At 39.4% G+C, this 26,382-nt stretch carries 30 protein-coding genes and 2 tRNA genes; 16 read left to right on the top strand and 16 right to left on the bottom strand.

The window, feature by feature from the left end; translation table 11 throughout:
• The first annotated feature begins 373 nt into the window (after positions 1 to 373).
• Complete coding sequence (locus IX53_RS01715; protein ID WP_047753884.1) at positions 374 to 1,585, top strand: iron-containing alcohol dehydrogenase; 1,212 nt, start codon at positions 374 to 376, stop codon at positions 1,583 to 1,585.
• A gap of 62 nt (positions 1,586 to 1,647) precedes the next feature.
• On the opposite strand, the gene IX53_RS01710 is transcribed toward IX53_RS01715, so the two are convergent.
• From IX53_RS01710 to IX53_RS01690, 5 genes are read right to left on the bottom strand one after another with little or no spacing between them, the layout of a single operon-like run.
• Entirely contained in the window at positions 1,648 to 3,084 is a 1,437-nt protein-coding gene (locus IX53_RS01710) for a monomeric [FeFe] hydrogenase (RefSeq protein WP_053001097.1), read from the bottom strand.
• Positions 3,081 to 3,311: an NAD(P)H-dependent oxidoreductase subunit E gene (locus IX53_RS01705; protein ID WP_047753883.1), complete on the bottom strand. Its 231-nt coding sequence runs from the start codon at positions 3,309 to 3,311 to the stop codon at positions 3,081 to 3,083. The genes IX53_RS01710 and IX53_RS01705 overlap by 4 nt, the downstream gene beginning before the upstream one ends.
• A gap of 11 nt (positions 3,312 to 3,322) precedes the next feature.
• Complete coding sequence (locus tag IX53_RS01700) at positions 3,323 to 4,486, bottom strand: PP2C family protein-serine/threonine phosphatase (protein ID WP_047753882.1); 1,164 nt, start codon at positions 4,484 to 4,486, stop codon at positions 3,323 to 3,325.
• Between the two features lie 5 nt (positions 4,487 to 4,491).
• The gene (locus tag IX53_RS01695) at positions 4,492 to 4,992 is read right to left on the bottom strand and encodes a nitrogen regulation protein NR(II) (protein ID WP_047753881.1); all 501 of its coding nucleotides are present in this window, start codon (positions 4,990 to 4,992) and stop codon (positions 4,492 to 4,494) included.
• Position 4,993: 1 nt separating this feature from the next.
• Positions 4,994 to 5,239: a (2Fe-2S) ferredoxin domain-containing protein gene (locus IX53_RS01690; RefSeq protein WP_047753880.1), complete on the bottom strand. Its 246-nt coding sequence runs from the start codon at positions 5,237 to 5,239 to the stop codon at positions 4,994 to 4,996.
• A gap of 308 nt (positions 5,240 to 5,547) precedes the next feature.
• Here IX53_RS01690 and IX53_RS01685 point away from each other — a divergent pair, with 308 nt between their 5' ends.
• Both IX53_RS01685 and IX53_RS01680 read left to right on the top strand, forming a co-directional pair.
• A complete protein-coding gene (locus tag IX53_RS01685) occupies positions 5,548 to 5,955 on the top strand; it encodes a 4Fe-4S dicluster domain-containing protein (RefSeq protein WP_047753879.1) in 408 nt (135 codons plus the stop codon).
• Positions 5,955 to 7,712: an aldehyde ferredoxin oxidoreductase N-terminal domain-containing protein gene (locus IX53_RS01680; protein WP_047753878.1), complete on the top strand. Its 1,758-nt coding sequence runs from the start codon at positions 5,955 to 5,957 to the stop codon at positions 7,710 to 7,712. The genes IX53_RS01685 and IX53_RS01680 overlap by 1 nt, the downstream gene beginning before the upstream one ends.
• 237 nt (positions 7,713 to 7,949) lie before the next feature.
• Here IX53_RS01680 and IX53_RS01675 read toward each other — a convergent pair whose 3' ends face one another.
• The 6 genes from IX53_RS01675 to IX53_RS01650 all read right to left on the bottom strand — a co-directional run bounded on the left by IX53_RS01675 (position 7,950) and on the right by IX53_RS01650 (position 12,746).
• The gene (locus IX53_RS01675; protein ID WP_047753877.1) at positions 7,950 to 8,300 is read right to left on the bottom strand and encodes a recombinase family protein; all 351 of its coding nucleotides are present in this window, start codon (positions 8,298 to 8,300) and stop codon (positions 7,950 to 7,952) included.
• 35 nt (positions 8,301 to 8,335) lie between these two features.
• A complete protein-coding gene (locus IX53_RS01670) occupies positions 8,336 to 8,707 on the bottom strand; it encodes a hypothetical protein (RefSeq protein ID WP_156173079.1) in 372 nt (123 codons plus the stop codon).
• The gene (locus IX53_RS01665; RefSeq protein WP_047753875.1) at positions 8,704 to 9,228 is read right to left on the bottom strand and encodes a hypothetical protein; all 525 of its coding nucleotides are present in this window, start codon (positions 9,226 to 9,228) and stop codon (positions 8,704 to 8,706) included. Before IX53_RS01665 ends, IX53_RS01670 begins: the two co-directional genes overlap by 4 nt.
• 3 nt (positions 9,229 to 9,231) lie before the next feature.
• Entirely contained in the window at positions 9,232 to 10,002 is a 771-nt protein-coding gene (locus IX53_RS01660; protein WP_082128434.1) for a TIGR04255 family protein, read from the bottom strand.
• 192 nt (positions 10,003 to 10,194) lie between these two features.
• Positions 10,195 to 10,830 (bottom strand): PDDEXK family nuclease, encoded by a 636-nt coding sequence (locus IX53_RS10435; RefSeq protein ID WP_156173078.1) that lies wholly within the window; start codon positions 10,828 to 10,830, stop codon positions 10,195 to 10,197.
• Positions 10,831 to 11,297: 467 nt separating this feature from the next.
• Positions 11,298 to 12,746, bottom strand: a complete 1,449-nt coding sequence (locus IX53_RS01650) for a TPR end-of-group domain-containing protein (RefSeq protein ID WP_047753873.1) — start codon at positions 12,744 to 12,746, stop codon at positions 11,298 to 11,300.
• Between the two features lie 174 nt (positions 12,747 to 12,920).
• On the opposite strand from IX53_RS01650, the gene IX53_RS01645 reads away from it, so the two are divergent.
• The 6 genes from IX53_RS01645 (at position 12,921) to IX53_RS01620 (ending at position 16,593) form a co-directional block, all read left to right on the top strand.
• A complete protein-coding gene (locus IX53_RS01645) occupies positions 12,921 to 13,394 on the top strand; it encodes a metallophosphoesterase family protein (protein ID WP_047753872.1) in 474 nt (157 codons plus the stop codon).
• A gap of 2 nt (positions 13,395 to 13,396) precedes the next feature.
• Positions 13,397 to 13,702: a hypothetical protein gene (locus IX53_RS01640; RefSeq protein WP_156173076.1), complete on the top strand. Its 306-nt coding sequence runs from the start codon at positions 13,397 to 13,399 to the stop codon at positions 13,700 to 13,702.
• A 4-nt stretch (positions 13,703 to 13,706) separates the two neighbouring features.
• Positions 13,707 to 14,138, top strand: coding sequence for a lytic transglycosylase domain-containing protein (locus tag IX53_RS01635; protein WP_047753870.1), 432 nt, complete (start codon positions 13,707 to 13,709; stop codon positions 14,136 to 14,138).
• 2 nt (positions 14,139 to 14,140) lie between these two features.
• Positions 14,141 to 14,467: a hypothetical protein gene (locus tag IX53_RS01630; RefSeq protein ID WP_047753869.1), complete on the top strand. Its 327-nt coding sequence runs from the start codon at positions 14,141 to 14,143 to the stop codon at positions 14,465 to 14,467.
• A 452-nt stretch (positions 14,468 to 14,919) separates the two neighbouring features.
• Complete coding sequence (locus tag IX53_RS01625) at positions 14,920 to 15,453, top strand: Panacea domain-containing protein (RefSeq protein WP_082128433.1); 534 nt, start codon at positions 14,920 to 14,922, stop codon at positions 15,451 to 15,453.
• Between the two features lie 36 nt (positions 15,454 to 15,489).
• A complete protein-coding gene (locus IX53_RS01620) occupies positions 15,490 to 16,593 on the top strand; it encodes a hypothetical protein (protein ID WP_218916077.1) in 1,104 nt (367 codons plus the stop codon).
• Positions 16,594 to 16,877: 284 nt separating this feature from the next.
• Here the strand turns inward: IX53_RS01620 and IX53_RS01615 are convergent.
• A tRNA-Pro gene (locus tag IX53_RS01615) sits at positions 16,878 to 16,953 on the bottom strand.
• 34 nt (positions 16,954 to 16,987) lie between these two features.
• Positions 16,988 to 18,061, bottom strand: coding sequence for a tRNA 2-thiouridine(34) synthase MnmA (gene mnmA, locus IX53_RS01610; protein WP_047753866.1), 1,074 nt, complete (start codon positions 18,059 to 18,061; stop codon positions 16,988 to 16,990).
• A gap of 139 nt (positions 18,062 to 18,200) precedes the next feature.
• Between mnmA and IX53_RS01605 the strand changes: the two genes are divergently transcribed.
• Genes IX53_RS01605 through hutH form a run of 6 tightly spaced genes read left to right on the top strand, consistent with a single transcriptional unit; the run spans position 18,201 to position 23,282 of the window.
• Positions 18,201 to 18,890, top strand: a complete 690-nt coding sequence (locus tag IX53_RS01605; RefSeq protein ID WP_047753865.1) for a hypothetical protein — start codon at positions 18,201 to 18,203, stop codon at positions 18,888 to 18,890.
• A 23-nt stretch (positions 18,891 to 18,913) separates the two neighbouring features.
• Positions 18,914 to 19,633, top strand: coding sequence for a basic amino acid ABC transporter substrate-binding protein (locus IX53_RS01600; RefSeq protein WP_047753864.1), 720 nt, complete (start codon positions 18,914 to 18,916; stop codon positions 19,631 to 19,633).
• A 43-nt stretch (positions 19,634 to 19,676) separates the two neighbouring features.
• Positions 19,677 to 20,336: an amino acid ABC transporter permease gene (locus IX53_RS01595; protein WP_420811581.1), complete on the top strand. Its 660-nt coding sequence runs from the start codon at positions 19,677 to 19,679 to the stop codon at positions 20,334 to 20,336.
• Positions 20,333 to 21,088 (top strand): amino acid ABC transporter ATP-binding protein, encoded by a 756-nt coding sequence (locus IX53_RS01590; RefSeq protein WP_047753862.1) that lies wholly within the window; start codon positions 20,333 to 20,335, stop codon positions 21,086 to 21,088. The genes IX53_RS01595 and IX53_RS01590 overlap by 4 nt, the downstream gene beginning before the upstream one ends.
• A 1-nt stretch (position 21,089) precedes the next feature.
• Positions 21,090 to 21,770, top strand: a complete 681-nt coding sequence (locus IX53_RS01585; protein WP_156173074.1) for an amino acid ABC transporter permease — start codon at positions 21,090 to 21,092, stop codon at positions 21,768 to 21,770.
• A 24-nt stretch (positions 21,771 to 21,794) separates the two neighbouring features.
• Complete coding sequence (gene hutH, locus IX53_RS01580; RefSeq protein WP_047753861.1) at positions 21,795 to 23,282, top strand: histidine ammonia-lyase; 1,488 nt, start codon at positions 21,795 to 21,797, stop codon at positions 23,280 to 23,282.
• A gap of 40 nt (positions 23,283 to 23,322) precedes the next feature.
• Here hutH and IX53_RS01575 read toward each other — a convergent pair.
• A tRNA-Leu gene (locus IX53_RS01575) sits at positions 23,323 to 23,410 on the bottom strand.
• Positions 23,411 to 23,455: 45 nt separating this feature from the next.
• Here IX53_RS01575 and IX53_RS10430 point away from each other — a divergent pair.
• Positions 23,456 to 24,127, top strand: a complete 672-nt coding sequence (locus IX53_RS10430) for a type 1 glutamine amidotransferase (protein ID WP_053001095.1) — start codon at positions 23,456 to 23,458, stop codon at positions 24,125 to 24,127.
• Here IX53_RS10430 and IX53_RS01565 read toward each other — a convergent pair.
• Positions 24,124 to 25,140 (bottom strand): potassium channel family protein, encoded by a 1,017-nt coding sequence (locus IX53_RS01565; RefSeq protein WP_047753860.1) that lies wholly within the window; start codon positions 25,138 to 25,140, stop codon positions 24,124 to 24,126. The two genes, IX53_RS10430 and IX53_RS01565, sit on opposite strands and share 4 nt — an antisense overlap.
• Positions 25,133 to 26,317 (bottom strand): MalY/PatB family protein, encoded by a 1,185-nt coding sequence (locus IX53_RS01560; RefSeq protein ID WP_047753859.1) that lies wholly within the window; start codon positions 26,315 to 26,317, stop codon positions 25,133 to 25,135. The genes IX53_RS01565 and IX53_RS01560 overlap by 8 nt, the downstream gene beginning before the upstream one ends.
• Positions 26,318 to 26,382 lie beyond the last annotated feature (65 nt).

The following is a 26,382-nucleotide window of genomic DNA, read 5'->3' as shown; positions in this document are numbered from 1 at the left end:
GGAATGACATTCTTACCATATATATCTTCATGATAACTTCATTTGATAAACATTGTAATTCTCGCAAGCGCTATATACTCAAGTTGTGCGCCTAAATTTACAAAGAACTCAAGTTATTTAATTGAGCATTTTATTAGTTTTAATGACTTTCATGGCAATCCAATGGTAGTTGACCCTGATTTTCAATGAAAATTCTTAATCCAAAGAACTTAAAGATTTTTCCGGTTTATTTGATTCAAGTTAGGTTGAGTGTATATTTTGATGTTGTGAAAATAATCACATTCTGTTTCGATATTTTCTGTGTTTTGACATACATGAAATTCTGATTCGTATTAAAATAATAGTGAATTATTTCACAAACGGAGGTGAGATTATGTGGGAAAGTAAAGTCAACATCTACAATGTCTTCGAACTTAGAAGCCGGACCCTCTGTTATTTTGGAGTAGGTGCAATAAACAAAATAAAGGATATTGCTAGCGCTTTGAAAAAAGAAGGAAGAAAGAAAATTATCGTAGTTACAGATGAAGTTGTCTATAAAGTGACTGGAGCTTGGGATGTTATAGAACCGGCACTCAAAGAAAATGGAATCGAGTGGGTAATGTACACCGGCGTTCAACCAAACCCTACGGTTGAACAGATCGACGAAGCTACCAAAATGGGAAAAGAAATTGGTGCAGAAGCAGTTATCGGAATTGGTGGAGGTAGTCCAATAGACACTGCTAAAGGTGTTGCTATCTTACTCGAATATACAGATAAGAATGCTACAGAGCTTTACGAACAAACTTTTATTCCCGAAAGAGCCAAACCAGTAATCGCAATTAACACTACCCATGGTACTGGAACTGAGGTTGACAGATTCGCAGTTGCTTCGATACTTACAAAGGAATATAAACCAGCGTTAGCATATGATTGTATCTATCCTGTTTACGCTATCGACGATCCTGCACTTATGGTGTCCCTTCCTCATAACCAAACTAAGTTCACATCGATTGATGCTGTAAACCATGTGACTGAAGCTGCCACTACGCTTGCGGCAAGCCCATACTCTATCCTCCTTGCCAGAGAAACAATAAGACTTATTTCGAGGTATCTTCCTGAAGCGTTGGCACATCCGGATAATCTTGTTGCGAGATATTATCTACTCTATGCTTCGACTATTGCCGGGATCTCATTCGACAACGGATTGCTACATTATACACACGCCCTGGAACATCCATTAAGTGCTGTAAAACCAGAGCTTCCACATGGTTTGGGACTTGCAATGCTTCTTCCCGCGGTTGTTAAGCATATATATCCTGCTGTTCCTGAAGTGCTGGCAGATATTTATGAGCCCATTGTTCCTGGACTCAAAGGTATTCCAGGGGAAGCAGAAAAAATCGCTTCGGGTATAGAAAAGTGGCTTTTCAATCTGGGTATCACTGAAAAACTTTCAGATTTTGGTTTTACAAAAAATGATATTCCCAAACTTGTCGAACTAGCTACGACTACACCTTCTCTCGATCTCTTACTAAGTCTTGCTCCGGTGAAAGCGACAAAAGAAGTTATAAGGGAGATTTATGAAGACTCTTTAAACCCAATGAGCTAAAAATGTGAACGTGCGAAAAAGAAAAGGCTGGTTTATACCAGCCTTTTCTTTTATCAATTTTTTCATGAATTTTGGAGTTGTTTTTTTAATTGGGCTAAAGCGATCCGCGGGTTAATCATTACCCTGGGTCCTGAAATACAACCACCTTCACAACCCATTCCTTCGATTAGCCCTTGTATCTCTCCCTTTTCAGTTGTTTTGAGCATATCCAAACATTCTTTCATGCCATTACATACAATGCAATCGAATTCTTTTTTTGCAAGCTCTTTTACGGCTGCTGTTACGCCACCAGATGCCGCGAACCCTCTACCCGCCGATGTGGCGTCATCTAAGAGTTCAGCATCCACTTTAGAAGGCTCAATCTTGAAAGCAGCGAAAATAGAAGCTATTTCTTCAAAAGTAAGCACATAGTCGGTATATTCGTATAAATCGGCTTCCCATTTCTTCGCAATACATGGACCTATAAAAACTACTTTCAAATTGGGATCTTTGTCCTTTATTTCTTTGGCGAGCATATTCATAGGTGACAATGATGGTGAAATGTGATTATTCAAATGGGGAAATTTTTTAAGAATCATATTCTTAAACGCTGGACAGCAGGAAGTTGTAATGAAACGAAGATTTTCAAGGTTCTCATCGAGATATTCAGCCTCTTCTTCTGCAACCATGTCTGCTCCAAGAGCCACTTCATATGCATCAGTGAAACCTAACTCTTTCAACGCTCTTTTAAATTGTCCCAACGTAACTCTTGGGCCGAACTGAGAGATGGAAGACGGCGCGAAGATTGCTACTATATTTTTCTTGTTTATCAGTGAAAAAATTACCTGTCCTATTGCGGAAGTTTCAACAATGGCACCAAATGGGCAGGCAATTGCACATTCACCACATTGAACACATTGGCTTTCATCTATCGCTACTAAACCTTTTTCATCAGAGCTAATTGCATCTAATTTACAAGCTGAAATACATGGTCTTTGAGTCTTGAGAATTGCACCATAGGGGCAATTCTTGGCACACAACCCACATCCAACACAGAGCTCCGGGTTTATCTTTGGCTTTCCATTAACAATGCTTATTGCTTTCTTCGGACAGCTATTTATACAATACTTTGCCGAGCAGTTTCGACAAAGGTCAGTAATATAATATTGGGGCAATGGACAGCCATCACAAATTTCTTTGATTATGTTGATAATACCGCTTTTCTCTTTCCGGCACAGCTGACTTTGATTTGATAGTACAGCTTCCATTTCCGGTAGAAGCTCATACAGTTCTAATGCTTTTGTCTTGGAATAATCTGTTCCTAAAAATATTTTTATGCTTTCATCAAGCATGACTTTTATTCTGTAAAGATCCTGATCATATTGATAACCTACTTCGGAAATTATTTCTTTGGAAATCTTGGGGATTTCACCATAACTCTTATTTATGATTTTTTCAGATAGTTTTATTAGCGCTAGCCTGCGTAATTTTGTGAGTTCTGTTGTTATAACATTTCTCATTTAACCGCCTCCAAAAGTTCTTTCAATATTTCTGGAGTGACTTCCTCATAAACTTTCCCATCTATTTCTACAATTGGCGGCTTCTTACCGAGATGACAGTGATCAAGGCAGGTACAAGCTTCTATTTCAATATTCTTGCTTTTAGAAGCAATTTCGTGAGCCATGTATAGTACTTCACTTGAACCCATTAAATGACACATAGTTCCCACACAAATTTTTACTTTCATGGAGCCACCTCCTAAAAATGCTCTTTTGTAACGATTTTGCCTTCTTTACTGAGGATTTCAGTTAACTCGGTAACAAGAGTGTGCCTGACTGACATATCAAAAGGAAGCGATGGGTTTTGGTAAAAAGGATTTATACGTTGTCCAACCATCAGTTTGATTTCATCACTTTCTGCAATTAATCTTGCCATTTTACTTGCACCATCATTGCTGTTGGGGATATTTTCGGGGTCTACACCATACATTTTGAAGATTTCAATAACCTTCTTCAGGGTAAGGATGCCTTCAGTGACGAGATCAATGCCCTCCAATTTTCCGATAGGAGGAACATCTTTATGCATGGTTGAGAGATCAACTTTTATCTCCTTTCCCAGGTATCTTGAAACGATATTGCCAGTGGTCCCACCGCAGATGATTTTTATGTAGCCTTCCATTCCTAGGAATCTTTTAACGATATACTCGTCTAACGTCGGATCTAAGGGAGGTCCGGTAAGTATAACTGCTTTTTTCTTCTCCTTGATTCGAATTCCAACAAGGGTTGCATCGTCGCCTGGTTGGTTTCCATAGTAGTTGTTAGTAAGCTCAATTACTGTTTCGACAGCCTTTTTTGTAGAGTTGGTCTTGTTCACGATCTTCTGAAGATATTTTGAGACATTTTCCCAGCCCCATCCAAAATTCATCATATTCCCAAGGCCAGCGTGCAAAATGCCGTCTGACATAAGAAAAATGGAATCGCCAGGTATAGAAAAGAGCTTGATATCTAAAATACGTTTATCCTCTACTGTCTTATAACTTCCCAGACTTTCGGGATTGAGCAATTTTCCACGTTGGACTATTACAGGAAGTGGACCGTCATAGTTTATTATTCGGACTTCTCCATTATTCTTAACCACACAAATCGTAAAGGTGGAGTAAGCTATTCCTCTTACCTTGCAAACAGGCAAAGTTTTGACAAGAGTCCTCACTATCTCCTTCAGGTCGATTCGTTCTTTAAACATGGTGCTCAAAATTTCACAGGTTAATGTTGAGAGTATATGAGCCTTTACTCCACTTCCTAAACCATCGGAAAGAACCACTATCGTGGAATCATTAACATTCCGGATTTTTACAGTATCACCGCATAGTTCCTCGCCATGTTTATTCAATTGCTTAAATATTGCCTCGGCTTTAATATTCAAAATCATCACTCCTGGGAAATTATTTCTTTCAGTTTGATCAGTTGTGCCTTTGTTTCGGCCACCGTTTCACCCAGAATTGAGGCAATTTCCTGAGCAACTTTCATTTGATTTTCAACGACTTCTTGAACTTGTTCAGCCGCCTTCAGTCTTATTTTTCGGTGTTTTTCTTCTTTCTCTATTTCTGAGGTTATGTCTATGATAATCGCAGCAATCATATCGACTTCCAAAATCGGGAAAATTACCACACTGGCAGTTACACCATATTTTGCGAAATAGACCCGATGATTTCGTATTATTTCGTTCTTTTCTTTTACCCTTTCAAATAGGCTAGTATCTAGGAAAAAGTCTTCAATTTTTTGCCCTAAAATGCTCTCAGCATTGCCAATGTTGAAGAGCTTTATAAATGCCGGGTTTATTATCTTGATTCTTAATTCCTTATCCAGCACAACGAGTGCATTTGGATCGTAATCCCAAAGTATCTCCCAAATAGTCCTGGTAGCTGCCATATTATTCACCACACTTTAGAATTTCTTTTTTAAAGAAAACTTCCACATTTTCTTCAGATAGATTATAGAAATATTTTCCATCTATTTGAGCAACCACTCCTTTGCTGCAAGGACCCATACAAAATGAACCTTTTAGATCAATCTTATCTGATAGATTATGAAATTTAATTAGCTCTTGAAGTCTAGCTATAATTTTTGTTGAACCTTTGATGTGACAAGCACTTCCCATACAAACCCTAATTTCCACGACTTATCATCTCCTCGAAATGTGAAATAATTCACTATATATTTTATCTTCTTTCGGCTGTCTTTGTATTAAAAGTTTTGATATACACATTGTCTTTAATACGCGCAAATTTCTCCTTTCTTAAATATAATTAAACTCAATGAATCGAAATGGTTCATTTGAGCTCTACATCCTGTTAGATAGTGCATATATTCATTATAACGACTCCTGAAGTAAAAACAGATTGTCTTCCACGAGAGTTTCAGTAATATCTTTAGATGCCGCTCAGGGGTTACAATGGAATAAAGCAGATTTGTGGGGGTGGTCTGATGGCAAAACTAATGAGAGTCGTAAATAGAGATCAATGTATCGGCTGTTTTAGTTGTATGTACGCCTGTTCAAGGACATGGCAACAGGCTATTACTGTCGAAAAAGCTGCCCTAAGGGTTAAAAACTATCCCGGAGTAGAAGGTGCCTTTTCAGTAAGAATATGTTATGGGTGTAATAATCCAGACTGTATAGTTGTTTGCCCCACTCAGGCACTTACCAAGAGGAAAGGTGGAGGGGTGGTTTTTGATAGCTCGAAGTGTATCCATTGCAGGAAATGCATTGATGCGTGTGTTCCTGGTGCATTACAGTGGGATACAGAATTCGAAATTCCAATAATATGCCATCACTGCGGTATTTGTGCTTCTTACTGCCCGAACAGTGTCCTCGCTCTTGTGGAGGTGGAATAATGAGACGTTTTTATATGCTTGACATCGATTTGACGAACAATAAGAAGGAAACAATAGATGTTACCGACTTATTCAAGGAATGGTTGGGTGGAACGGGAGTTGCAACAAAGTTGCTTGTAGATTCTTGTTCACCGGATATTGACCCCTTTGCTCCTGAAGCCCCTGTGATATTCGCGATAGGACCTTTGAACAACATGTTTCCCGTTATAACTAAGACCGTGTGCTTATTTAAGTCCCCGCTAACAGGGAATCTCGGTGAATCCCATGCTGGCGGAAGGCTTGGATTGTCTCTCTATGAAGCTGGCTACCATGTACTGCGAATTAAAGGCAAAGCAAAAGAACCTTCCTACATAGTTGTGAAAAATGATCAGGTGGAAGTTAAGCAAGCCTATTCATTGAAGGGAATGTCGGCACTAGCAACAGAAAGGGTTCTCAGAGATAGAGAACATGGTATAGGGAAACGTTCAATAGTCAGAATTGGTCCAGCAGGTGAAAGGCTTTCTCCCATTGCTTGTGCCATAGTCGATTCTTCAAGGCATTTTGGAAGGCTTGGCCTTGGTGGTGTCCTTGGATCGAAAAACATTAAAGCACTCATCATATCTGGAAATAAATATTGGAGACTAATCGATAGAAAGCTCTACAACTCTCTCTACCATAGAATATACAAACAAGTAGTGGAATCAGAGGCAATGGCCAAATATCATGATCTGGGTACTGCAATGAATGTCGTCCCACTTAGTATAATAAATGGCTTACCAACACGCAATTTCTCTCAAGGTTTCTTCGAAGGAGCTGATAAAATCTCGGGTGAAGCGTTTGCCGAAAAGCACTTAGCACAGCAAATAGCTTGTGCGGGATGCCAAATAGGCTGTATTCATATGGCCACATTTAGAGAGGCTTTCGATAAAAAGCATCATATGTACAAAACCATCAAAGTATCTTATGACCATGAATTGATCTTCTCATGGGGTTCCAATCTCTCTATAGATTCTACAGAAACCATCCTTAAGCTCCTCCAAATTGTTGAGAAACAAGGCTGGGACGCTATCAGCATGGGAGGGACCCTCGCCTGGGCCACAGATGCTTTCCAACATGGAGTAATAAGTGAAAAGCACACGCTCGGAGAGGTTCTGAAATTTGGCGATGGTGAAACTTATCTCAGGGTACTCACCAAAATTGCTCGGTCAGAAAATGAATTTTACTCAGATCTCGAAAAAGGAGCAGATTTTTGTGCTCGCAAATATGGTGCAACGGAAAATTCCATTGTTTTCGGGAAAAATGAAGCACCTGGCTACGTTACAGGTATAAATGCTTTTCTGGGGTATGCCACCGGCGTAAGACACTCTCACCTGGATAGTGCGGGATATTCAATCGATCAAAAAATAGCGAGTAATCCAGCCCCTTTTGAGGAACAGATTAATTCTCTATACAATGAAGCTATCTGGCGAATGGTTTTCAATTCTTTGGTAGGCTGTCTATTCGCCAGAAAAATATATGATAAAGAAACAGTACTTGAAGCTTTGAAGAGCGTCGGAATTGAAGGCTGGAATTCGAAGAGTATTGATGAAATTGGACATAAAATTCATGGCCTCAAATACAAATTTAAGCTGGATAACGGGTTTTCTTTCGATAAGCTAACGCTTCCAGAAAAACTCACAAATGTTTATACTACCACTGGTAAGTTAAGCAAAGAAGCCTTCAGGAAAGGTGTAGAACTCTATCGATCATTGGTTGAAAAGGACTTAGAACTCGTGTGAAATTGCAGAGAGGTTCTGTCAAGAAAGTGCTGTAAAAATATCCCTGTATCCTAAAACAGGTTAAGATCCCCTGTTCAGATATCTTCTTCCAAGTAGACATTCTTCGTTTTCTGTGAGAAATTAGAGTACAATATCTTTGATTTCTATGAGCCCTGTAACCCTCCTTTGTGTGGTTTGCCTTTTTTGTAGTATAGGGTTTTATAGCATTTTTTATGCTGCCCCTGTCATAGCTCCAGACTATAACGTATCAAATTTAGCCTCCATTGCATCTTCTATAAGCTTGAGAAAGTCATGACGTTTTTCAATCAAGAAAGCAGATATTCCCCTATCTGCATACTGCTTTACGACTTCATATCCGTGTTTTTGGCAAAATTCAAGCATTTGATCAAGCTGCCCTTCAATTGAAAGTTCTTGCTGATTGTCAGAAGAATACCTGGCATAAATTGCAGCGCGCTTTTTACCTACGCAGATCCCTCCCCCAAGAAATTGAAGCATGAAAAGAGGAAGATGATGCAAAATGGTATAATAAATTATACCATATAGAATAAAAGAAACCTCGCCAAGTGGCGAAGTTATTGTGATTTTCATATTTGTATATATTTTAATTAAATCTATGAATATTTTTACTTTAATTCATCTAAAACCTTTTCTGCTTGCAAAATTACATACTCTTCCACATCAAGAATTGATCTTGAGTCAATCCATTTTATCTCATAACTACAATTATTTCTCAAATCTCTTAGTTCTTCTAATGCACCAGCGATTTCAGGTCTTTTTGATCTAAAAAAAATTGGTAATTTTCGATGGTCTTTAGCGCCCTGCTTTTGATAGCCCTTTTTAACAGCCTTGTCTCTCGCTATATTAAAAGCACTATAATAAGCCCTGTCAACAATTGTTCTGACTATGCATTCATCAGAATAATTATTGTTACTAGGATGGAGTTGCTTTAAGAATTTCGCTATTTCAAGAAATTCATCCCATGTAAAACCCATCAATGATGAACACCCTCAAAATCTTTACTTATTCGAATCCAACCACTAGCTCTGCTAATTTCTCTCTTAAACGCTTTATAAGCATCCCAAATAATATCAATTATTTCTTGATTTCTTTTGTTAGAAAAAATATAAAGACAGAGATATTCATCATTATATTCTTTATCATTGTAGTAATCTAAAGTAAGGCATGCAGAATTCGTGAACTGCGACAACAAATAGTACGACAATTCATAAGTCAAATCACACATGTCGATATGCTTTAAAAAATATTCTTTAATTTCAGAGACTTTCAATAGCTTGATGCCCAGATCCTCCTCTAATGATTTTAAAGAGGCTACTATGTGATTAACTTTTGAATATGTGGGCCTCTTAAAAAATTCATCGGTGTAAAATGCCTCAACTTTGTTTCCATATGTATTCAAAATTTTTCTTTCGAAAGAAAGCAACGGATTCGACATTATAATTTCTGACCAATTGGAGTTAGGATTATATTGCTCTGGCTTTGTTAGACTAAGTGTCATGGTTCACCTCCAGAGATTCCTTAATTCATCAGTTATACATGCTTCAAAAGCTTCTTCGATGTTTTTATGAGCACATTCAACCCATTCTTTAGCGTTAGTTACCTCGACTGAATTTGGACTACCAGTATAGTAATCAAGATCAAACTTAAAAGAAATATGATTTTCTTTCTGCCCTGGAATGGTAGTTAGCTCAATCTTGCAGGAATCCCTATTGTTTTCATAATTAAAAACACTTCCAACAATAAATCCTTTTATGGAACTTGGGAGTTTGTTGTTATCCCATAAAGGTCTAAAGGTAAAGTATTCTTTCAGGTCATATTCGCTCATTTTAGGTATATTTATTATATTTATATACCTTAATCCAATCCTCTCGAAGAAATCGATATTAATATCTTCGATCTTTAAAAACTCCTCTAGAACACGGTTAATACAACTTTTAATATTTTCCCAACCAGAATATTTGCCTTGTTCCAATATAGCCAACGAAGTTTGAGATATTCTAATTCTTATATTGTGCGAATCAGAACTGAATTCAGTAAATTGTTCAACACCAGTTCTATGCTCAATACCATCCGGAACTTTTCTGATCTCAAGTACTGGGACATTCGATTGTTGGCGTTTTGGAAAAAGATCCTTAATTTTATTATAGAGTAAACCAGGAACTGCTAAGTCCCATGCTTTCTTTTCAGAAACTTTAAATTCACAAACAACTTCTACAACAGGAGGATTAACATATTTTTCTCCCATAATAATCCCACTCTCTTCAAAAAGCATATTTTATTTTAACAAATATATGTTTCAAAAGAAATAACTGATAGACAATCTTTACCGTCAATTGTCAGAACTCAATTGTAGATATCTCATCTATACTTTCCGTTTTTAAGTATTTGTTGGAATGTTATAAGTAAAGTCAAATGTTAGAGATAGTTGTTAGAGATAGTCTCTTTGAATTGAAACAAAAAAGTTTTACATTTTTCTATCTAATTTATTTTCTAACTTATTTCTAACATATTCCTCGGTGAGGTCTTCATCGTAGTAAAAATATATAAGCTTTATTCCAATTGACTCACAAAGATTCCTTTTCCTTTGATCTCGTTCTTTCACCTTTTGTAAAGCACTTTCACCTCCCCAATGTTTAATTGGTTTAAAATGCTGCTCCCCTTGATATTCTATGCCAAGATTTAATTCTTCGATATATATATCTAATTCCAATCCCTCTAACCATTCAGGTCTGTAATGTTTTCTCACAGTATAATTTGGGAAAAGTGTTCTTACGATATTATAGAGAATGGTTTCACTAACCCAGGACTCACCAATTTTCCGGTAGCCAAATTTTTCTCTAACTACATTCTCTACATAATTATTTATTTTTCTCTCTAATTTGCCAATTTTTCGCCGAATCTCGTATAAGTCAGTTGAATCAGTATCTGAAATGCGCTCCCTATGTGATATTGCTATGTTTAGTTCAATTAACATTACTAACAAATCTTGCGAGATAAATTCTGGGAGGTGTAAAGTGTCATATATAGAGAGAATACCGAATTCGTAAAATTGCTTATTAATATACCATCCATAATTTTGTTTAAATTTTCCACCGTACATAGGATGGCAATAAAGATATGTAGGTACTTTCTTGTTGCACTCGTGGCAAAGGTTATCTTTAAATTTAATATATTTCAATACCTCTTCAGAATTAGGTGCGTTTTTACTTAATAAATCCTGAACAAACTCCAAAGGAAAATCGTCACTAATTATAAATCGCGTGTCTTTTCCATATATAGCATCGGATTTCTCGCGTTCAATCAGTTGAACGTAATTTTTTATCGCTTTATAAGAGCATGAACATAAGTAAATATCGCTATCCTCGTTTTTTTTGAACCCAAAAAATGTACCATAAAAACCAGGATAATAAACATAAGGGTATGGTAAATCTTCTTTAGCAATAATTCCATCTTGGAAAGCTATCTCTTTTCTGTTTGAACTTCTAGCTATTTTTATCCCCTCCTGGAACCTATCTATAGATTCGGAAACTTCCTTTTGAAGTCACTTTATTTAAATAACCAGAAATATCAAAAGATATCGGTTAATCCTTTGACCACTTCTGACATTTCGCTTAACTGGTCAAGGTCTAAAAAGACCACTGAAATATTTACACCTAATAACAATTCACTTTTATTTGGGGAAGCTTCAAGGAAGAGATAAGTCATATCAAACTCAAAATTTGTCTTTAGCAAAAAGTTTATGATATCTTCTTTCTTATTAGTAAGCCTTTCCTTGATAAAATGTAAAACGTCTTCTTGTGAACCAATCATCCATGCTTTTAAAGGCCTGTATTGTCCAAGGGTTATGAGAGTTGTTTTTACAAAACTATCTTCATCTTTATACATTTCTTCAAACAAACTGCTTGACCATTCATCAAGTTCTAGTGGTTCACCATATTTCATTTTTAGGCTATTTGATAACTTCTCAAAAAGTTCATATGCATTGTAATAATCTCCAAATGTAACATTGTTGAATGCCATAATAACTGCGAATAACCTATCATTTGAAAAAAGATATGCTATGCTGGCTTCGGTTAAAAGTATATTCTCAGTTTGAATAAGGGCTGTAATTCCGTATTTTGCTATCGTTTTTTGTATGGATGATTTGCCTTTTGCCAACTTCTTGCATTCATTTAAACTCATACCCCATGGAATATCTCTAAACCCTTGCTTATATTTACTCATAAACTCATCTCTATATTTATCAATGATCTTCCAAAAGGTTGGTTGTTTTCTTAGCTCATCGAAATCCGTCGAAGTCAAAACATCATCAAGTTGGTTAAGATCACTTGAAATGCATTTATATATATAATGCAGTGCGAGAGATACTTTGCCTTCTTTCAAGTATATATAAGCCATATTCCATGAAATATATCCTAAATACCTTTTGTTTGAACATTGCAGAGATGAAGCATACTTTATTGTGTATTTGTATCCATCAAAATCTCCAACTTCTCTAAGAAAAATCCCTAAATTATTTAAATATAATACCTTTAAATCTTGATATTGTGAGTTCATTGCGCGGTTGAAGAGAGAAATTGAGAGTTTGAAAGCTTTGTCAGACTCATTTTGTTCTTTTAATTGCCATGCTGAATTAATTATTGCAGCTAACAACTCTTTGCTCATAGTATCCTTCGAATAGTATTCATGAAGCAATGCCTCTTTACGGTTGGGTTCGTTTACTGCTATGAGCAATTCCGCACAATTGTCTAATTTTATATCAATAATGTTGGAATACCTGGAATTCATATATGACACAAAGTCTTCCTGGCATTGAATTGAATCTAATTCATCTGCCATTCTTATTATGGTGGAAAGGCTGACAACAGAATTTGAAGAGATATTTTTTTCGTTTTCAGTTTGTTGTAAAGGTTGAACCCGAGGGATATTAGATTTTGAAGATTGCATAAGTGAGCACGAAGAAAGAAAGAATGCGAATAAAATCAGGAGAAAAGTGATAAAACCAATTCTCCTCATTCCTATCCCCCTCAAAAATAAACCCCTTTCGGGGTTCACCCCTAGCAATTTCGTCGTTATTATACAATAAACTTACATTTAAACACAACTCTTGTTTAAGTTATTTCTCTAGATTGCAAAATTGTAATTTCTTTCTTCAAATTAAAGAGATTTTTCCTTGCTGCTCCGCTTTTTTTGTATCTCTTCAATGAAATCAGCGGCATACGAGGAAACCACGACGAAGCCTGGATGGCTCTTGCAGGTGACAGCATAATGGACCTTGTTGCTGCAAAAAGGCCAGACATTCGAGTCATTGGAGAGTACCAAGCATTTGTAGATTGGGCAGGGTTCCGATTCTCTCTCCACCATCCTGATGGCGGGCAGGCTTATGCTATCTCGTACAAACTCCAAAAGCTCGTGGAGTCGTTCACGGCAGAAAACCTGCCGGATTTCGTGAGTATGGGGCACTTTCACCAGAAAGAGTACGTGACGATCCGAAATGTTGAATGTTTCCAGCCCGGTTGTTTCGAAGCTCAAACTCCCTATGAAATAAGAAAAAACCTCCACCCAGTCATTGGAGGCTGGGTAGTGGAGGCTATACGAATGAAAAAGGGTATTCGTATTATAGCAGAATTCGTAAAATACACACCCAAAGAGAAAGACTGGTGATCATGATGCAGAAAATCCACAATACTGAAGAATGCTACTTTCTCTTGCAAAAAGACGATTTCAAAAAAGAAATCCTTGATGAAGTCAAGAATATGAACGAAACACAAAGCAAAGAAATAGACAAAAAGATAGACGAGCTCAAAGAGCACCTCGACAACGGTTGGAAAAAGGACTTGATAGACAAGCTCACAGATGCATTGCTGGGGATAAAAAAGACAAAGTGGCAGATTATCAGCGAAATAGTCAAATGGGCCGTTGGCTCAGCCGCATCCGGAGGGTTGATCTACTATATCCTCACAAGAAGGTGATCACATGGTCAGACAAGACCAGATTCGCGAATGGGTTCAGAAGGTAATTGCAAAGCCGCGACCCGATGCTGACCTAATGATTGCCATTGCCACGGTAGAAAGTTCGCTGAACCCTGTCGCTTACAACGAACGGACCAAGGCTGCAGGACTGTTTCAGCTGACTCCTATCTATCTGAAAGATCTCCGGGAAAGGTTCGCTCTTCCGACTGATCCTTTCGATCCCGAGCAGGCCACAAAAGGCGCGACCGTGTATGTCTCTTGGCTCATGAAGCAGTTTCCTGAAGACCTTACTCTTGTTCTTGCTTCCTGGAACTGGGAGATCGGAAATGTTCGCAAATGGCTCAAAGGGGAAAAAGAACTTCCTGAAGAGACCCGGAATTTTGTGCATCGGGTTCTATCTGAATGGGAAAAACTTAAAAAAGAGAAGGAGGAATAAGTATGCTCGAGGAAATTCTCGAAAAGGCTTTTGCAGTATTGGACCTTTTGTTTGGAAAGTTTGAATGGTGGAACGTTTTTAAAGAAGGGATCGGAACAGCAGTATTTGCAGTAGAAGCGTCGTTTGAATTGTCGCAGGATGAAAAAGCAAAGAAAAAATCCGAAGCAATTTTAGCAGTGAAAAAGTTTTTGGAAAACCACGGCATTGCGATCAAGATTCCAGATTGGCTTTTCACTTTCATCACTAGTCTTGCAATTGATGCCCTTGTAGGTTGGTTGAACCATGCCTTTGGACATGAATGGTTGAAGAAAATCCCCTCCGTTTCATAATGCAAAAGCAGATTGACCTCCCTTTATTCCACCCCTCCGGCTTTGACTGGAGGGGGATTTTTTAACGTTAGAGATCTAACCATACCCTCTAATTATAGTTCGGGTCGGATCGTCATCACCAACATTACTTATCTTCGGCCCACCAGATGACAGCGTTTTCAAGCGTCTGAGATAAAGGCTTACACTTCAGCCGCGGAGCGGTTCTCCACTCTCCTGGAGTGCTTACCCCTGACGAAGTCAAGCTTATCCCTAGCAGAGCCAAGCTACTCACATGTTTAGCGTGCTTATTCTATGAAAAAATGGTGTCTGTCCTCTATTTATTTTCTATTTTTCTAAGCCTAAATGCTATTTTTTGACCCTACTATTATTTCTTCAGGGGAAGTAGACATAGACAAATGATGAGATATGGAAAATTATGTGATAATATAAAAATATATGTAGTATAAAAGTGAATGATTGCTTTCGGATTAGAATATAAAACCCTTCAAAATGTGAGATATTCAGCTATATGGAAGGGGGGCGAAATTATGGTATCTAATGCAATAAAAAACGAGGAACTAATATTAAATGTTCTTAAACTTGCAGGCCCCATAACCAAAACGAAATTGGTAAAACTGCTTTTTTTAATTGACAACGAAGCGTCCGCAAAAATAAATAAAAAGATTAGTTCTTTTGCGTATGTGAAGTATTTTTATGGTCCATATCCACCTGAATTGGAAGATATTCTTAGTTACTTGAGTGCAAAGGGAATTATTCATTATAACGAGAATATTAGTTGTAACGGAAGAAGATACTACCTTATATCTATTGATAGTCCTGAATATCAGAAAAGGGGAGAGATGGCTAATATATTTTCCGAGAAAGAAGAGCAAATTATTCGTTCGATTGTCAATAAATACAAGGATAAATCTTTGGAAGATATTCTTGAAAGCGTTTATGCATTGGACAGTGTAGAGAAAGCAACTTTCGGCGCAGATATACTCTAGAAATTAAATTGTCATTAGGAAGAAAGAATGAATCAAATGGAAAAAATTGGACCTTGGGAAATAATTGAGGAGCGTTCAAATAATAATTTTAGTAGATCTTTAATGGAAACTGCTAGAATTATTGAAAAGGTACAGTTTGAGCATTTGGTTCAATTCTGGGAGTTTTTACATCTGTATTATGTTTTCAATAGAGCATTTAAATTGCCTTTCTTTTTAGATTTTAAAACTAATACTCAAAATAAGAGTGTTAATATTTATATCCCTTTAAAACCTTTCTTCAAGCCAGATTTCATCCAGGAAAGTATTATTAGTAAGCTTCCTGACGTTAAAAAAGTTATTCATGAAAATCCGAAAAAGTGTATGGAAGCAGTACTTGTGGCAGAATATAATACATTTTTATTAAATGAAGGTATAAATGCTCATCTTTGTGATCTTGCTTGTTCCCAACAATGCATTGAGCGAGAAGGTGTAATAGGTTTATTATCTAGTGATTATAGAAAGTTAGGACTGTTTGAAATTTATTCCTGGGAAGTCTCTAAAGAAACATTAGGTCTTTTTGAGGCAATATTTGATGTTGCGGAAGAAGAAATTCATAATTTTATGGAAAGACTGTACAATATGGTTTTGGAAAAGCTGATAATAGATAGTGTTAGATTGACCGACATAAAATCATACAGCAATATAATAGTGAAGCCACTTACAACATCTATAACAGAGAACTTAGAACTTGATATTGTTATAGAATCCAAAGTCAAAAAAAGAATTCTTATAATCGAAGTTACTTCACATAGTAAAAAGAGTCCTAAGGAATGGTTTGAGCATTTTAAGAAAAAGTCTGCCTACTCCAATATACTCTCGAACGAAACACATTCAAATGGTTGGAAATACAAATACGTGTATTTTTATATTCATTCTTTCACATTCAACGATGAAACTGGTGTATTTAACCAAACGGATATCAATCTTCAATATCCTTTTGTTCCTCTTCAAATGTGGGATTTCGGTCAATTCAAATATATGGATAAAATTTGGGAAAGCGATTTCAGCATACTTCAGAACAATGTCTGTGAAACGCTAAAAGATTGCAAACAAAACATCATCGAATTGGTCAGAAATTTTTTATTTAATAACTTCTCCTGATTGGACTGTCAATTTTGTACTTTCACTTCACATCGTCAAGAGTAAAAAACATCGAATCATACCTGCAGAACCGACAGTTCGAGTTCCTATACCGCCACCACAACCACGTTTTTTGCGCTGTGAGAAGAGTTTTCTATGCGCTGATATATAAATGTATCGGTCAGCGAAAAAAGTAGTCTGAAAATCGATTTTGAGTTATTGTTTCTCTGTTAACCAAAAAAATAAATCCGCTCCTACAATTTGCTATTGGAGCGGATTATAAAAACATTCAGTGGTCACACAAATGGTCAGGGGTCGGGGACTTGAACCCCGGGCCTCTGGTTCCCGAAACCAGCGTTCTACCGACTGAACTAACCCCTGGCAAAAAGAATTCTATCACAGGTTGGATGGCTTTTCAACTCTCCACACTCTCTATAAACGCGCTTCCAAGGACGATGGCTCCGTCGTAGAAAACTGCTAACTGACCGGGTGTAATAGCGGATACCGGCTTTTTAAATTCCACCGTTAAACTGTCTCCTATGATATGTACCTTCGCTTCTTCTGGTTTCATGGTGCTCCTGACCATGCATTCACATCTGAACTCATTGCTATGCACATCAATCAGCCAGTTAGGTTTGATGGCTTTGAACCTGTTTTTGAGGGTCATTTCGTAGGGTCCAACGATCAGGCGGTTGAGTTTCTTGTCGATGTCTATAATGTAGAGCTTTTTGTCGGAAGAGATTCCCAGCCCTTTTCTTTGGCCGATTGTGTAAAAAGGAAGTCCGCGGTGCTTTCCTAAAACATTGCCGTGTACATCGACTATCTCGCCGGCAGGTAGGACAATTCCTTCTTCTTTCAGAAAGCGTCGGTAATTGTTATCGGGGATGAAGCATAGTTCCTGACTCTCTCGCTTCGCATGGACAGGCAATCCCAGAACTTTTGCCTTTTCTCTGATCTCTTCTTTTGTCAGTTCGCCATTGGGGAAGAGTATCTTTTTTAGCTTTTCCTTTTTTATTCTGGAAAGGAAATATGCTTGGTCTTTGTGATCTGCTTTGCCTTTCGCCAGTGTGATACCGTAATCAGGATGGTTGATTATTCTAGCATAGTGGCCGCTAGCGAACATTTCCATGCCGTCTTCCAGGGCCTTCTCCATCAGTGCACCGAATTTCATATAGTCATTACAAAGCACGCAGGGATTGGGTGTCCTTCCCTGCCTGTATTCTTCGATAAAGTAGTCTATTATATGGTTTCTGAACAACTCATTTAGTTTGACGATTTTAAGCTCTATTCCGAGGATTTTAGCTGTTTTATATGCATCGATAGTGTCAGATGGGCTGCAACAGACTTTTTTGGTTTCAGGGACAACTTCAAATAGATGATCAGGCAAGTTCTTCATGTGATAACCAACTACTTCGTGGCCGGCTTCAATTAGTAAGGCGGCAGCCACTGCACTGTCAACACCACCACTCATCGCGATTCCAACCTTCATCTTTTCACTTCCATTTCTCGTGTTTTTCGATAGAAGGGTAATCATTACCCTCAAATATTTCCTAATTCTGCTATCATCGTATCATTACTTGTCGGGATTTATGTTTCAAATAGTATAATACTAAAAGAGGAGGGGTTTTATGAGAAAACTTGTTATTATTGTCTTTCTCGTGTTCTCTCTTACGATTTTTGGATATATTAGATTTAACCTTGTTGGTTTCTACAGCCCTTATGAGATAAACTATTCGGGCTGGAACTCTATTGTCAGTTTCAACGATGACCAGTACAGATCGTATGATTTTGCTGTCAATGAACCTTCGCTCCACCTCAGTGCGACACATTCTCTCGCTTTCGGCGTGGCTGCCAATGCTGGTAGACTCAATATATCGTACTGGCTTGATTTGGCGATGTCTTTAGGAGGCGGGAGAAATGAGTTCAGGATAGGAACGGTCAGGAGGAACTTTGAGAGCGGTTATACGTTCAGAATACTTTCCTATCATTACCACGATACTCTTGCTGATCCACTGAGTACAGTGTCTTACTATGTCACTTTCGATGATAAAATGTTTGATCCCACTGAAACAGAGATTGCCTTCCTTCACAGGATTTATAACTTCCGCTCAGGATTTTATTCCACATTCTATTTCAGAAATTTCTGGTTGTCCGTGGCTTACTATCCAGGACTTTTCAATTTTACCGTTGAAGCAGCGGGGGTTAAGATTTCAGACAACAACCACACCGTGTTTATCCCTTTCAATCCAAATAGCAATTATGATCTTTCTGGTGACGAATTTTGCTTGAGCCTGGGATTTGACTTCAGGATATTTTAACACCATACTTTGGGGGTGAGATAATGAAAAAAGCTTTTCTTGTAGTTCTTTTGCTTCTACTTGTTGTTTTTGCCTTTGGTAAGACTTATATCGTAGGGACAAGCGCTGATTTCCCGCCATTTGAGTACGTTGAAAATGGTGAATTCGTTGGCTTCGATATGGACCTGATCAGGGCTATAGCTGACGAGATGGGATTCAATGTAAAAATCGTCGACATGGCCTTTGACTCTCTTATCGCTGCTCTGGCATCTGGAAACCTCGACATAGTTGTAGCAGGAATGACAATTACCGACGAGCGTGAACAGGTTGTGGATTTCTCTATACCTTATTGGGTGGCGGACCAGAGCGTAGTGGTTAAGAAAGGCTCAGGCCTCAATATCACGGTCTTATTTGGCAAACACAATGTCGGTGTCCAGACAGGTACGACAGCTGATCTCTGGGTAGAGGAAAACCTTGTTAACACGAAAATACTCACAGGTAAATTCAAGAGATATGAGACCTTTGTTTTTGCTATGACTGACCTCGTTAACGGAAACGTTGACGCTATCGTGCTTGATTCGCCAGTGGCTGAGATGTACGCAAAGACGAGACCTGTTGAGATCGTTGGAATCATAAAAACGGGAGAAGAGTACGGTATTGCTGTATCAGAAGGTAATAAGGAACTGTTGAATCTCATCAACGAGGGAATCAGAAGACTCCGGGAATCCGGAAAGATCGATGAATTGATTTCGAAGTACTTCTAAACCATAGCGAAGGGAAGGGAATATCATCGATAAACTAAGTATAATAATCAATTCCTTTCCGGCTTTACTTGAAGGTACCTGGGTAACGTTGAAAATAACATTTCTGTCATTGGGGTTGGGGCTGGCAATAGCCCTACCCCTTTCGTTTGGTCAGGTATATGGCGGAAAGGGATTCAGAGTTTTTGTGGTTATTTATGAAAGGATCTTTAGAAGCATACCGGAATTGGTTATACTGTTCCTTATTTTCTACGGCTTTCCAAGAGCTGGCATCAAGTTTTCCCCCTTCACAGCGGTTGTGCTCGGACTTGGAATAAGGAGCGCAGCTTACCAGTCCCAGATATTCAGAGGAGCTATTCAGTCCATCAGCACCACTCAGATGAGGGCTGCTCGTTCCCTTGGCATGACAAAACTTCAGGGTTTCAGACATGTAGTACTACCTCAGGCTCTTAGAGTAGCTTTGCCTCCATGGACGAATGAATTCACGATCGTCTTAAAGGATTCGTCTCTGGCTTATGCCCTTGGCGTTACGGAGCTATTGAGGCGGGGAGGCTATATTATTTCAACGACTTATGAACCAATGCTCATCTATTTGACCGTTGCGTTGATCTACTTTGTCATCACTTTCACGGTAAACAGGAGCCTCAAAAAAGTTGAAGAGGCGCTTGCCATCCCGGGATTTGAGATAAAGGAGAGTATAAGATGAAAAACAATCCTTTGTTGAGAGTGATAAATTTAAAGAAGCGTTTTGGTGATAAAGAGATTTTGAAAGGTATCAGCTTCGATGTTGCGGAAGGAGAGACCAAAGTCATAATCGGTCCCAGCGGTACAGGAAAGAGTACCCTTCTGGCTTGTATCAACCAGCTTGTGAACCCCGATGATGGAGAAATCTGGTTGAGGGACGAACTGATAACACAGGTTAAAGACATGAACAGAATCCGTCAAAGAATCGGTTTTGTGTTTCAAGATTTTGGGCTTTTTAACCATCTAACAGCTCTGAAGAATGTGATGATAGGTCTTACAATAGTCAAAAAGATGGACAAAAATGAAGCCAGAGAAAAGGCCATGGAACAACTCAGGAAGGTGGGGCTTGAACGCGAAGCCAACCTTTATCCAGCGCAACTTTCAGGTGGTCAGAAACAAAGGGTAGGTATTGCCAGAGCGTTAGCTATGGAACCGGAGATAATTCTCTTTGACGAGCCCACTTCTGCCCTTGATCCAGAGCTGATAGGAGAGGTTCTACGGGTAATGAAAGACCTCGCTGAAAGCGGTATGACGATGCTCGTTGTAACCCACGAGATGGGCTTTGCGAGATCCGTTTCCGACGAAATCATCTTCATGGAGAATGGATTCATTGTCGAGCAGGGGCCACCTGAAAAGTTATTCAAGAATCCAGAAAACGAAAGGACCCGTCAGTTCCTGAACAAACTTTCTGAGCTCTACGGCGAGGGCGATTAACATGTTGATGCTGGAAAGAATACTTAAAATCGTTGAACGATACTGGCCGGTTCTCCTTAAAGGACTCGGCGTTACGATGGAAATGACGTTGATTTCGGTGCTCGGGGGCTTTGTACTCGGTCTTTTGCTGGCTCTTTCCAGAGTATACGGAAATAAATTTCTCAGGATTATTTCCACGGGATTTATTGAGATCATCAGGGGAACACCTCTTCTGGTACAGCTATTCATTCTGTATTTTGGGTTGCCGCCTTACGGGGTTTCGCCCAGTCCTTTCACAGCAGCGATAATTGGATTTATAATCAATAGCGGTGCTTATCAGGCGGAATATCTGAGGGGATCCATTCTCTCCATCAACAGAAACCAGATGGTCGCTGCCAGATCCCTGGGGATGACGAGAAAACAGGCTATTATCCATATAATCATGCCCCAAGCGCTACGCAGGGTAATACCTGCGTGGACCAACGAGTTCATTTATTTACTCAAATATACGTCTCTCGCATATATAGTAGGAGCACCTGAGCTCATGGCACAGGCTAAGTTTATTGCGAGCAGGAACTTTCAGTTTTTCGAAGTCTATCTTGTAGTGGCAGTCATTTATCTGGCCGTAATATTAGTGTTCACGTGGTTATTTGGCCTTCTCGAAAAGAAGGTAAAAATTCCCGGCCTGGAATGGGTCAGGTAATCGTAGTAATCGGAGGTGTCAATCTTGGTTTTACTCGATGGAAATTCCCTCACCGTGGAGGAAGTCTACAGAGTTGCGTTCGGGGGCGAGAAGGTTGTCATATCTCCGGAGACCCTTTCCCTTCTTGAAAAAAGTCGAAAAGCCCTTGAGAATCACCAACTAGAAAAGACGATATATGGTGTCAATACAGGATTTGGTGTGCTTGCAAACAAAAAAGTTAGCGAGGAGAAGATAGAAGAGTTACAGGTAAATATCGTTCGTTCTCACGCAGCCGGGGTTGGTGCTCCATTACCTGTCGAGCTCGTGAGAGCGGTGATGCTGGTAAGGGCAAATTCGCTTTGTAAAGGCTATTCCGGCATCAGGCCCATCGTCGTTGAGAGACTCATAGAATTTTTGAACCACGATATTGTACCTGTCGTACCTGAACAGGGCTCGGTAGGTGCTAGTGGTGACCTTGCGCCACTAGCCCATATTGCGCTCGCTCTCATTGGAGAAGGCGAGGTGTTTTACAAAGGAGAAAGGTCAGATACAACAGATGTGTTGAGAACATTGAATATCGACCCTCTCACTCTTGCCTCCAAAGAAGGTCTTAGCCTGTTGAATGGCACCGCATTTATGGCAGGTATAGGGAGTTGTGCGGTTCATATTGCTGAAAGGCTATTCGACGAGGCTATCACAGTAGCCGCAATGGCGACAGATGCTTTGAAAGGGAGCACATCTCCCTTTGACCTGAGGGTACATAAAGCGCGACCTCATCCCGGACAGATGTATGTCGCTGAAAAACTGTTAAGAGCCCTCGAAGGCAGTGAAATAAGAAGATCTCACCTTGACTGCGATAGGGTCCAAGACCCGTATACTCTTAGGGCTATCCCCCAGGTTTACGGTGCGGTCTACGATACTATACAGTATGTAAAAAAGGTACTCGAAATAGAAATAAATTCTGCAACGGATAACCCACTGATATTTGAAAACGGTGATGCAATTTCTGGTGGGAATTTCCACGGTGAACCTATTGCACTGGTTATGGATTTTCTCTCCATCGCCCTGACAGACATGGCAAACATGATGGAGCGCAGGATCGATAGGCTTGTTAACCCTAAACTAAATGACCTGCCACCTTTTCTTACCAATGGAGAGGAAGGTCTAAATTCAGGTTATATGATCTGGCAATATACGGCTGCAGCTTTGGCATCAGAAAATAAAACTCTCGCCCATCCTTCTTCTGCTGATAGTATACCGACCTCGGGATTTCAGGAAGATCACGTGAGCATGGGAGCCTGGGGTGCGAGGAAACTCTGGAAGATCGTGAATAACTGGAGCCAGATTCTGGCAATTGAAACCCTGCTCGCTTACAGAGCGATGTATTCTAAAAAGTCATTGAAGTCGGGAATCGAGGTAGAGGAACTTTATTCCCAGTTGAAGGAACTTATTCCCGAACATACTAAAGACAGATACTTTGGAGATGATTTCAAGATAGCATTAGCGGTATTGAAGAAGAGAGCGGGGATATAATAATAAAGAAATAAAAAAGAGGGGGAGCATAGCTCCCCTTTGGTGCCGGAGGCGGGACTTGAACCCGCACAGGCGTAATGCCCACATGATCCTGAGTCATGCGCGTCTGCCAATTCCGCCACCCCGGCAGGCCATAAATAGTTTATCATTACCCAGCGGAGGTGTCAAGGCTCTTGAAGCGTGTTATATTGCTTTTCTTGGCGATAATAGTTTCGGTTGCATGTTTCTCGTTATCTAAACCCATAGCATTACTGCAAAACGATTCTGACTACCCCAATGGAGGTTCTCCAATAGAGAACGCACTAAAGAAACTGGGAGTTGATTATGTAGTCTATCGGACTTTTCTCGGTGAATTCCCTGAAAGGGGTAGTTACTCAGCTTTGATCATCAGCGGCGGTAACAACATGGCGGCGTATTTCTCCAATTCGGGAGAACCAAAAAAGCCTACGAGTCTCATCACTGATGCGGAGGTACCTGTTCTTGGCATCTGTATGGGTTTTCAGCTCATAGGAAGGATATACGGTTCTTCACTGGTTGTTTTGGAAGAACGTGGTTGGAGAAAGCTGAAGATCATGAAGGATGACATTCTTCTAACGGGTATTCCAGAAGAGTTCTTCGCCTGGGAAAATCACCTTTTCTCCCTCAAAGACCTTCCAAAGGGTTTTGAACTCCTTGTGGTAAACGAAACCGGTTCTATACAGATGATTAAGCACAAAAAGGAATACATTTACGGAGTTCAATTTCATCCTGAAAAGGGAGATAATGAAAACTTCAACCACGGATATATGGTTCTGCTTAACTTCTTAACGCTGGTGGAACATCTCGATAACCAATCAACGGATTAATGCTTGAGGAGAAGTTTTAGCTTCTCGATCTGCTCTTTTTTTCCGAGCACCATCAATGCTTGTCCGGGTTTAATTAAGGCATTGGCACGCGGGTTGAACATACTCTTTCCACCGTCGTAAATCGCTATAACGATGAGACCGGTCTTCTGAGGGATTTTCAATTCTCCTAGCTCAACACCTTCTGAAGGAAAACTATCCGGAACAGAAACCTGTTCAAAATAGACCTGCATGTCGCCAGATTCTATGAGTGTGTCAAGGAATCCCTCTATGCTCGGATTCAATATCAAATTGACCATTCTTCGCGCACCGATTTCAGGTATTGGCAGCACCTTAGAAGCTCCTGCGTAACGCAACTTTTTGATATTTTCCACTTCATTGGCCTTAGCGATGATTTCAAGCGACGGATTCAGCTGTCTTGCAGTGAGGACAACAAAGACGTTGTCTGCGTCTACTGGAAGGGTTGTAATAAGGCCCGCGGCGTGGTCGACGCCTATCTGCTTCAATACTTCTTCATTTACCGCATCTCCTTTGAAACAGATCAGACCATCTTCTGAAATGTCCTCAATGTACTCTATACGAGCGGGATCGTTGTCCACTAGAATTACTTTAAAACCTCTTTCCGAAAGCATCTTCGCGATACTCAACCCGATGGTACCCGCTCCAACAACGATGAAGTGATCTTTCATTCTTTCTAGCTCTTTCAACATCCTTCTCCTCCTGAGAGCATAGCTCATTTTTCCTTCAACGAAGAACGCGGTTATTTTAGAGATGGCATAGACACCAAGTGTAATGCTTGTGAAAATCAATATGCTCGTGAATATCTTACCCGCCGCACTCAGATCTTCTGGAGTGCCATAACCGACTGTAGATACCGTGATAACAGTCATGAAGAAAGAGTCCGTCAGGCTCCAGCCTTCTATGATAGCGTAACCAAACATCCCGGAGAGGAAAACTATTACCAAATACAATACGGCGAAAAGAATGGATTTTACCTCTCTTGTGCGTTCAATCATCTTTCAAGCCTTTAACCGCCCTTTCGATCTTTTTCAGTCCCTTTTCGAGAATAGCCCTTGGACAGGCAAAGTTCAGTCTCTGAAAACCTTCTCCACCTTTTCCGAAAACTGTTCCGTGGTTTAAGGCTACACCAGCTTCGTTAAGAATGAGTTTCTGTAATTCCAAATCACTGAGTCCAAGTCCTCTGAAATCGAGCCACAGAAGAAACGTCCCTTCGGGCTTAATTGCTTTGACACTCGGGATGTTATTTCTAATGTATTCTATTGCAAAATCTCTGTTTTTTTCAAGGTAATCGAGAAGCTCTTCAAGCCAATCCTCACCCAGGCGATAAGCAGTCTCAGTTGCTATGGTACCAAAGATATTTCCAAGAGTGAGAGAAAGACCCTTCAGAAGTATCTTTTTAAATTTTCCTCTGAGTTCAGTATTTGGAATAATGGTCAGGGAGGTTTCGAGCCCTGCTATGTTAAATGTTTTGCTTGCTGCCATGCAGGTAATTGAATTATTGGCGGACTCTTCGGATATGCTCGCAAAGGGTATGTGTTTTGATTCCGAATATACGATGTCAGAATGAATTTCGTCTGAGACGACGATAATCCCTTTTTCTAGACAGATTTCTCCCAATCTTTTCAATTCAGCTTTAGACCAAACCCTGCCAACAGGATTGTGGGGGCTGCAAAGAATGAGCATTTTGGTTTTTGAATCGATTTTTTCAATGAGATCTTCATAGTTCATTGTATAATGGCCATTATTGTAAATTAATTCATTTATTATGAGCTCTCTTCTGTTGTTTTTTACTACGTTGAAAAAGGGATAATATACCGGTGTTTGAACCACTATTTTATCTCCCGGATTGGTAAAAGCCTGTATAGCTATAGCGATAGCGGGAACTACACCAGGTGAAGCGATTATCCATTCTTTTTTTACTTCCCAGCCATGTCGTTTTCCAGTCCAATCAATGAAAGCCTGGTAGAAGCTTTCGCTTTTGGCGGTATAACCGAAAATTCCATGTTCTGCCCTCCTAAGTATAGCTTCGATCACCACTGGCGGGGATTTAAAATCCATATCCGCCACCCACATGGGAAGAAGATCGTCTCGCCCGAAGAAATCTTTTGTGTGATCCCACTTGTAAGATTCTGTACCCCTACGGTCAATAATTTCATCGAAGTTGTATTTCATGTTCAAACCCCCTGTTATTATTAAGCCATTTTAATGATATCATCTTACAAAGGAAATAATGAAAA

It is taken from the genome of Kosmotoga pacifica (assembly GCF_001027025.1).
Taxonomy (GTDB): domain Bacteria; phylum Thermotogota; class Thermotogae; order Petrotogales; family Kosmotogaceae; genus Kosmotoga_B; species Kosmotoga_B pacifica.
The sequence above is the reverse complement of the archived record's forward strand: the minus strand, read 5'-3'. Positions and strand labels throughout refer to the sequence as shown.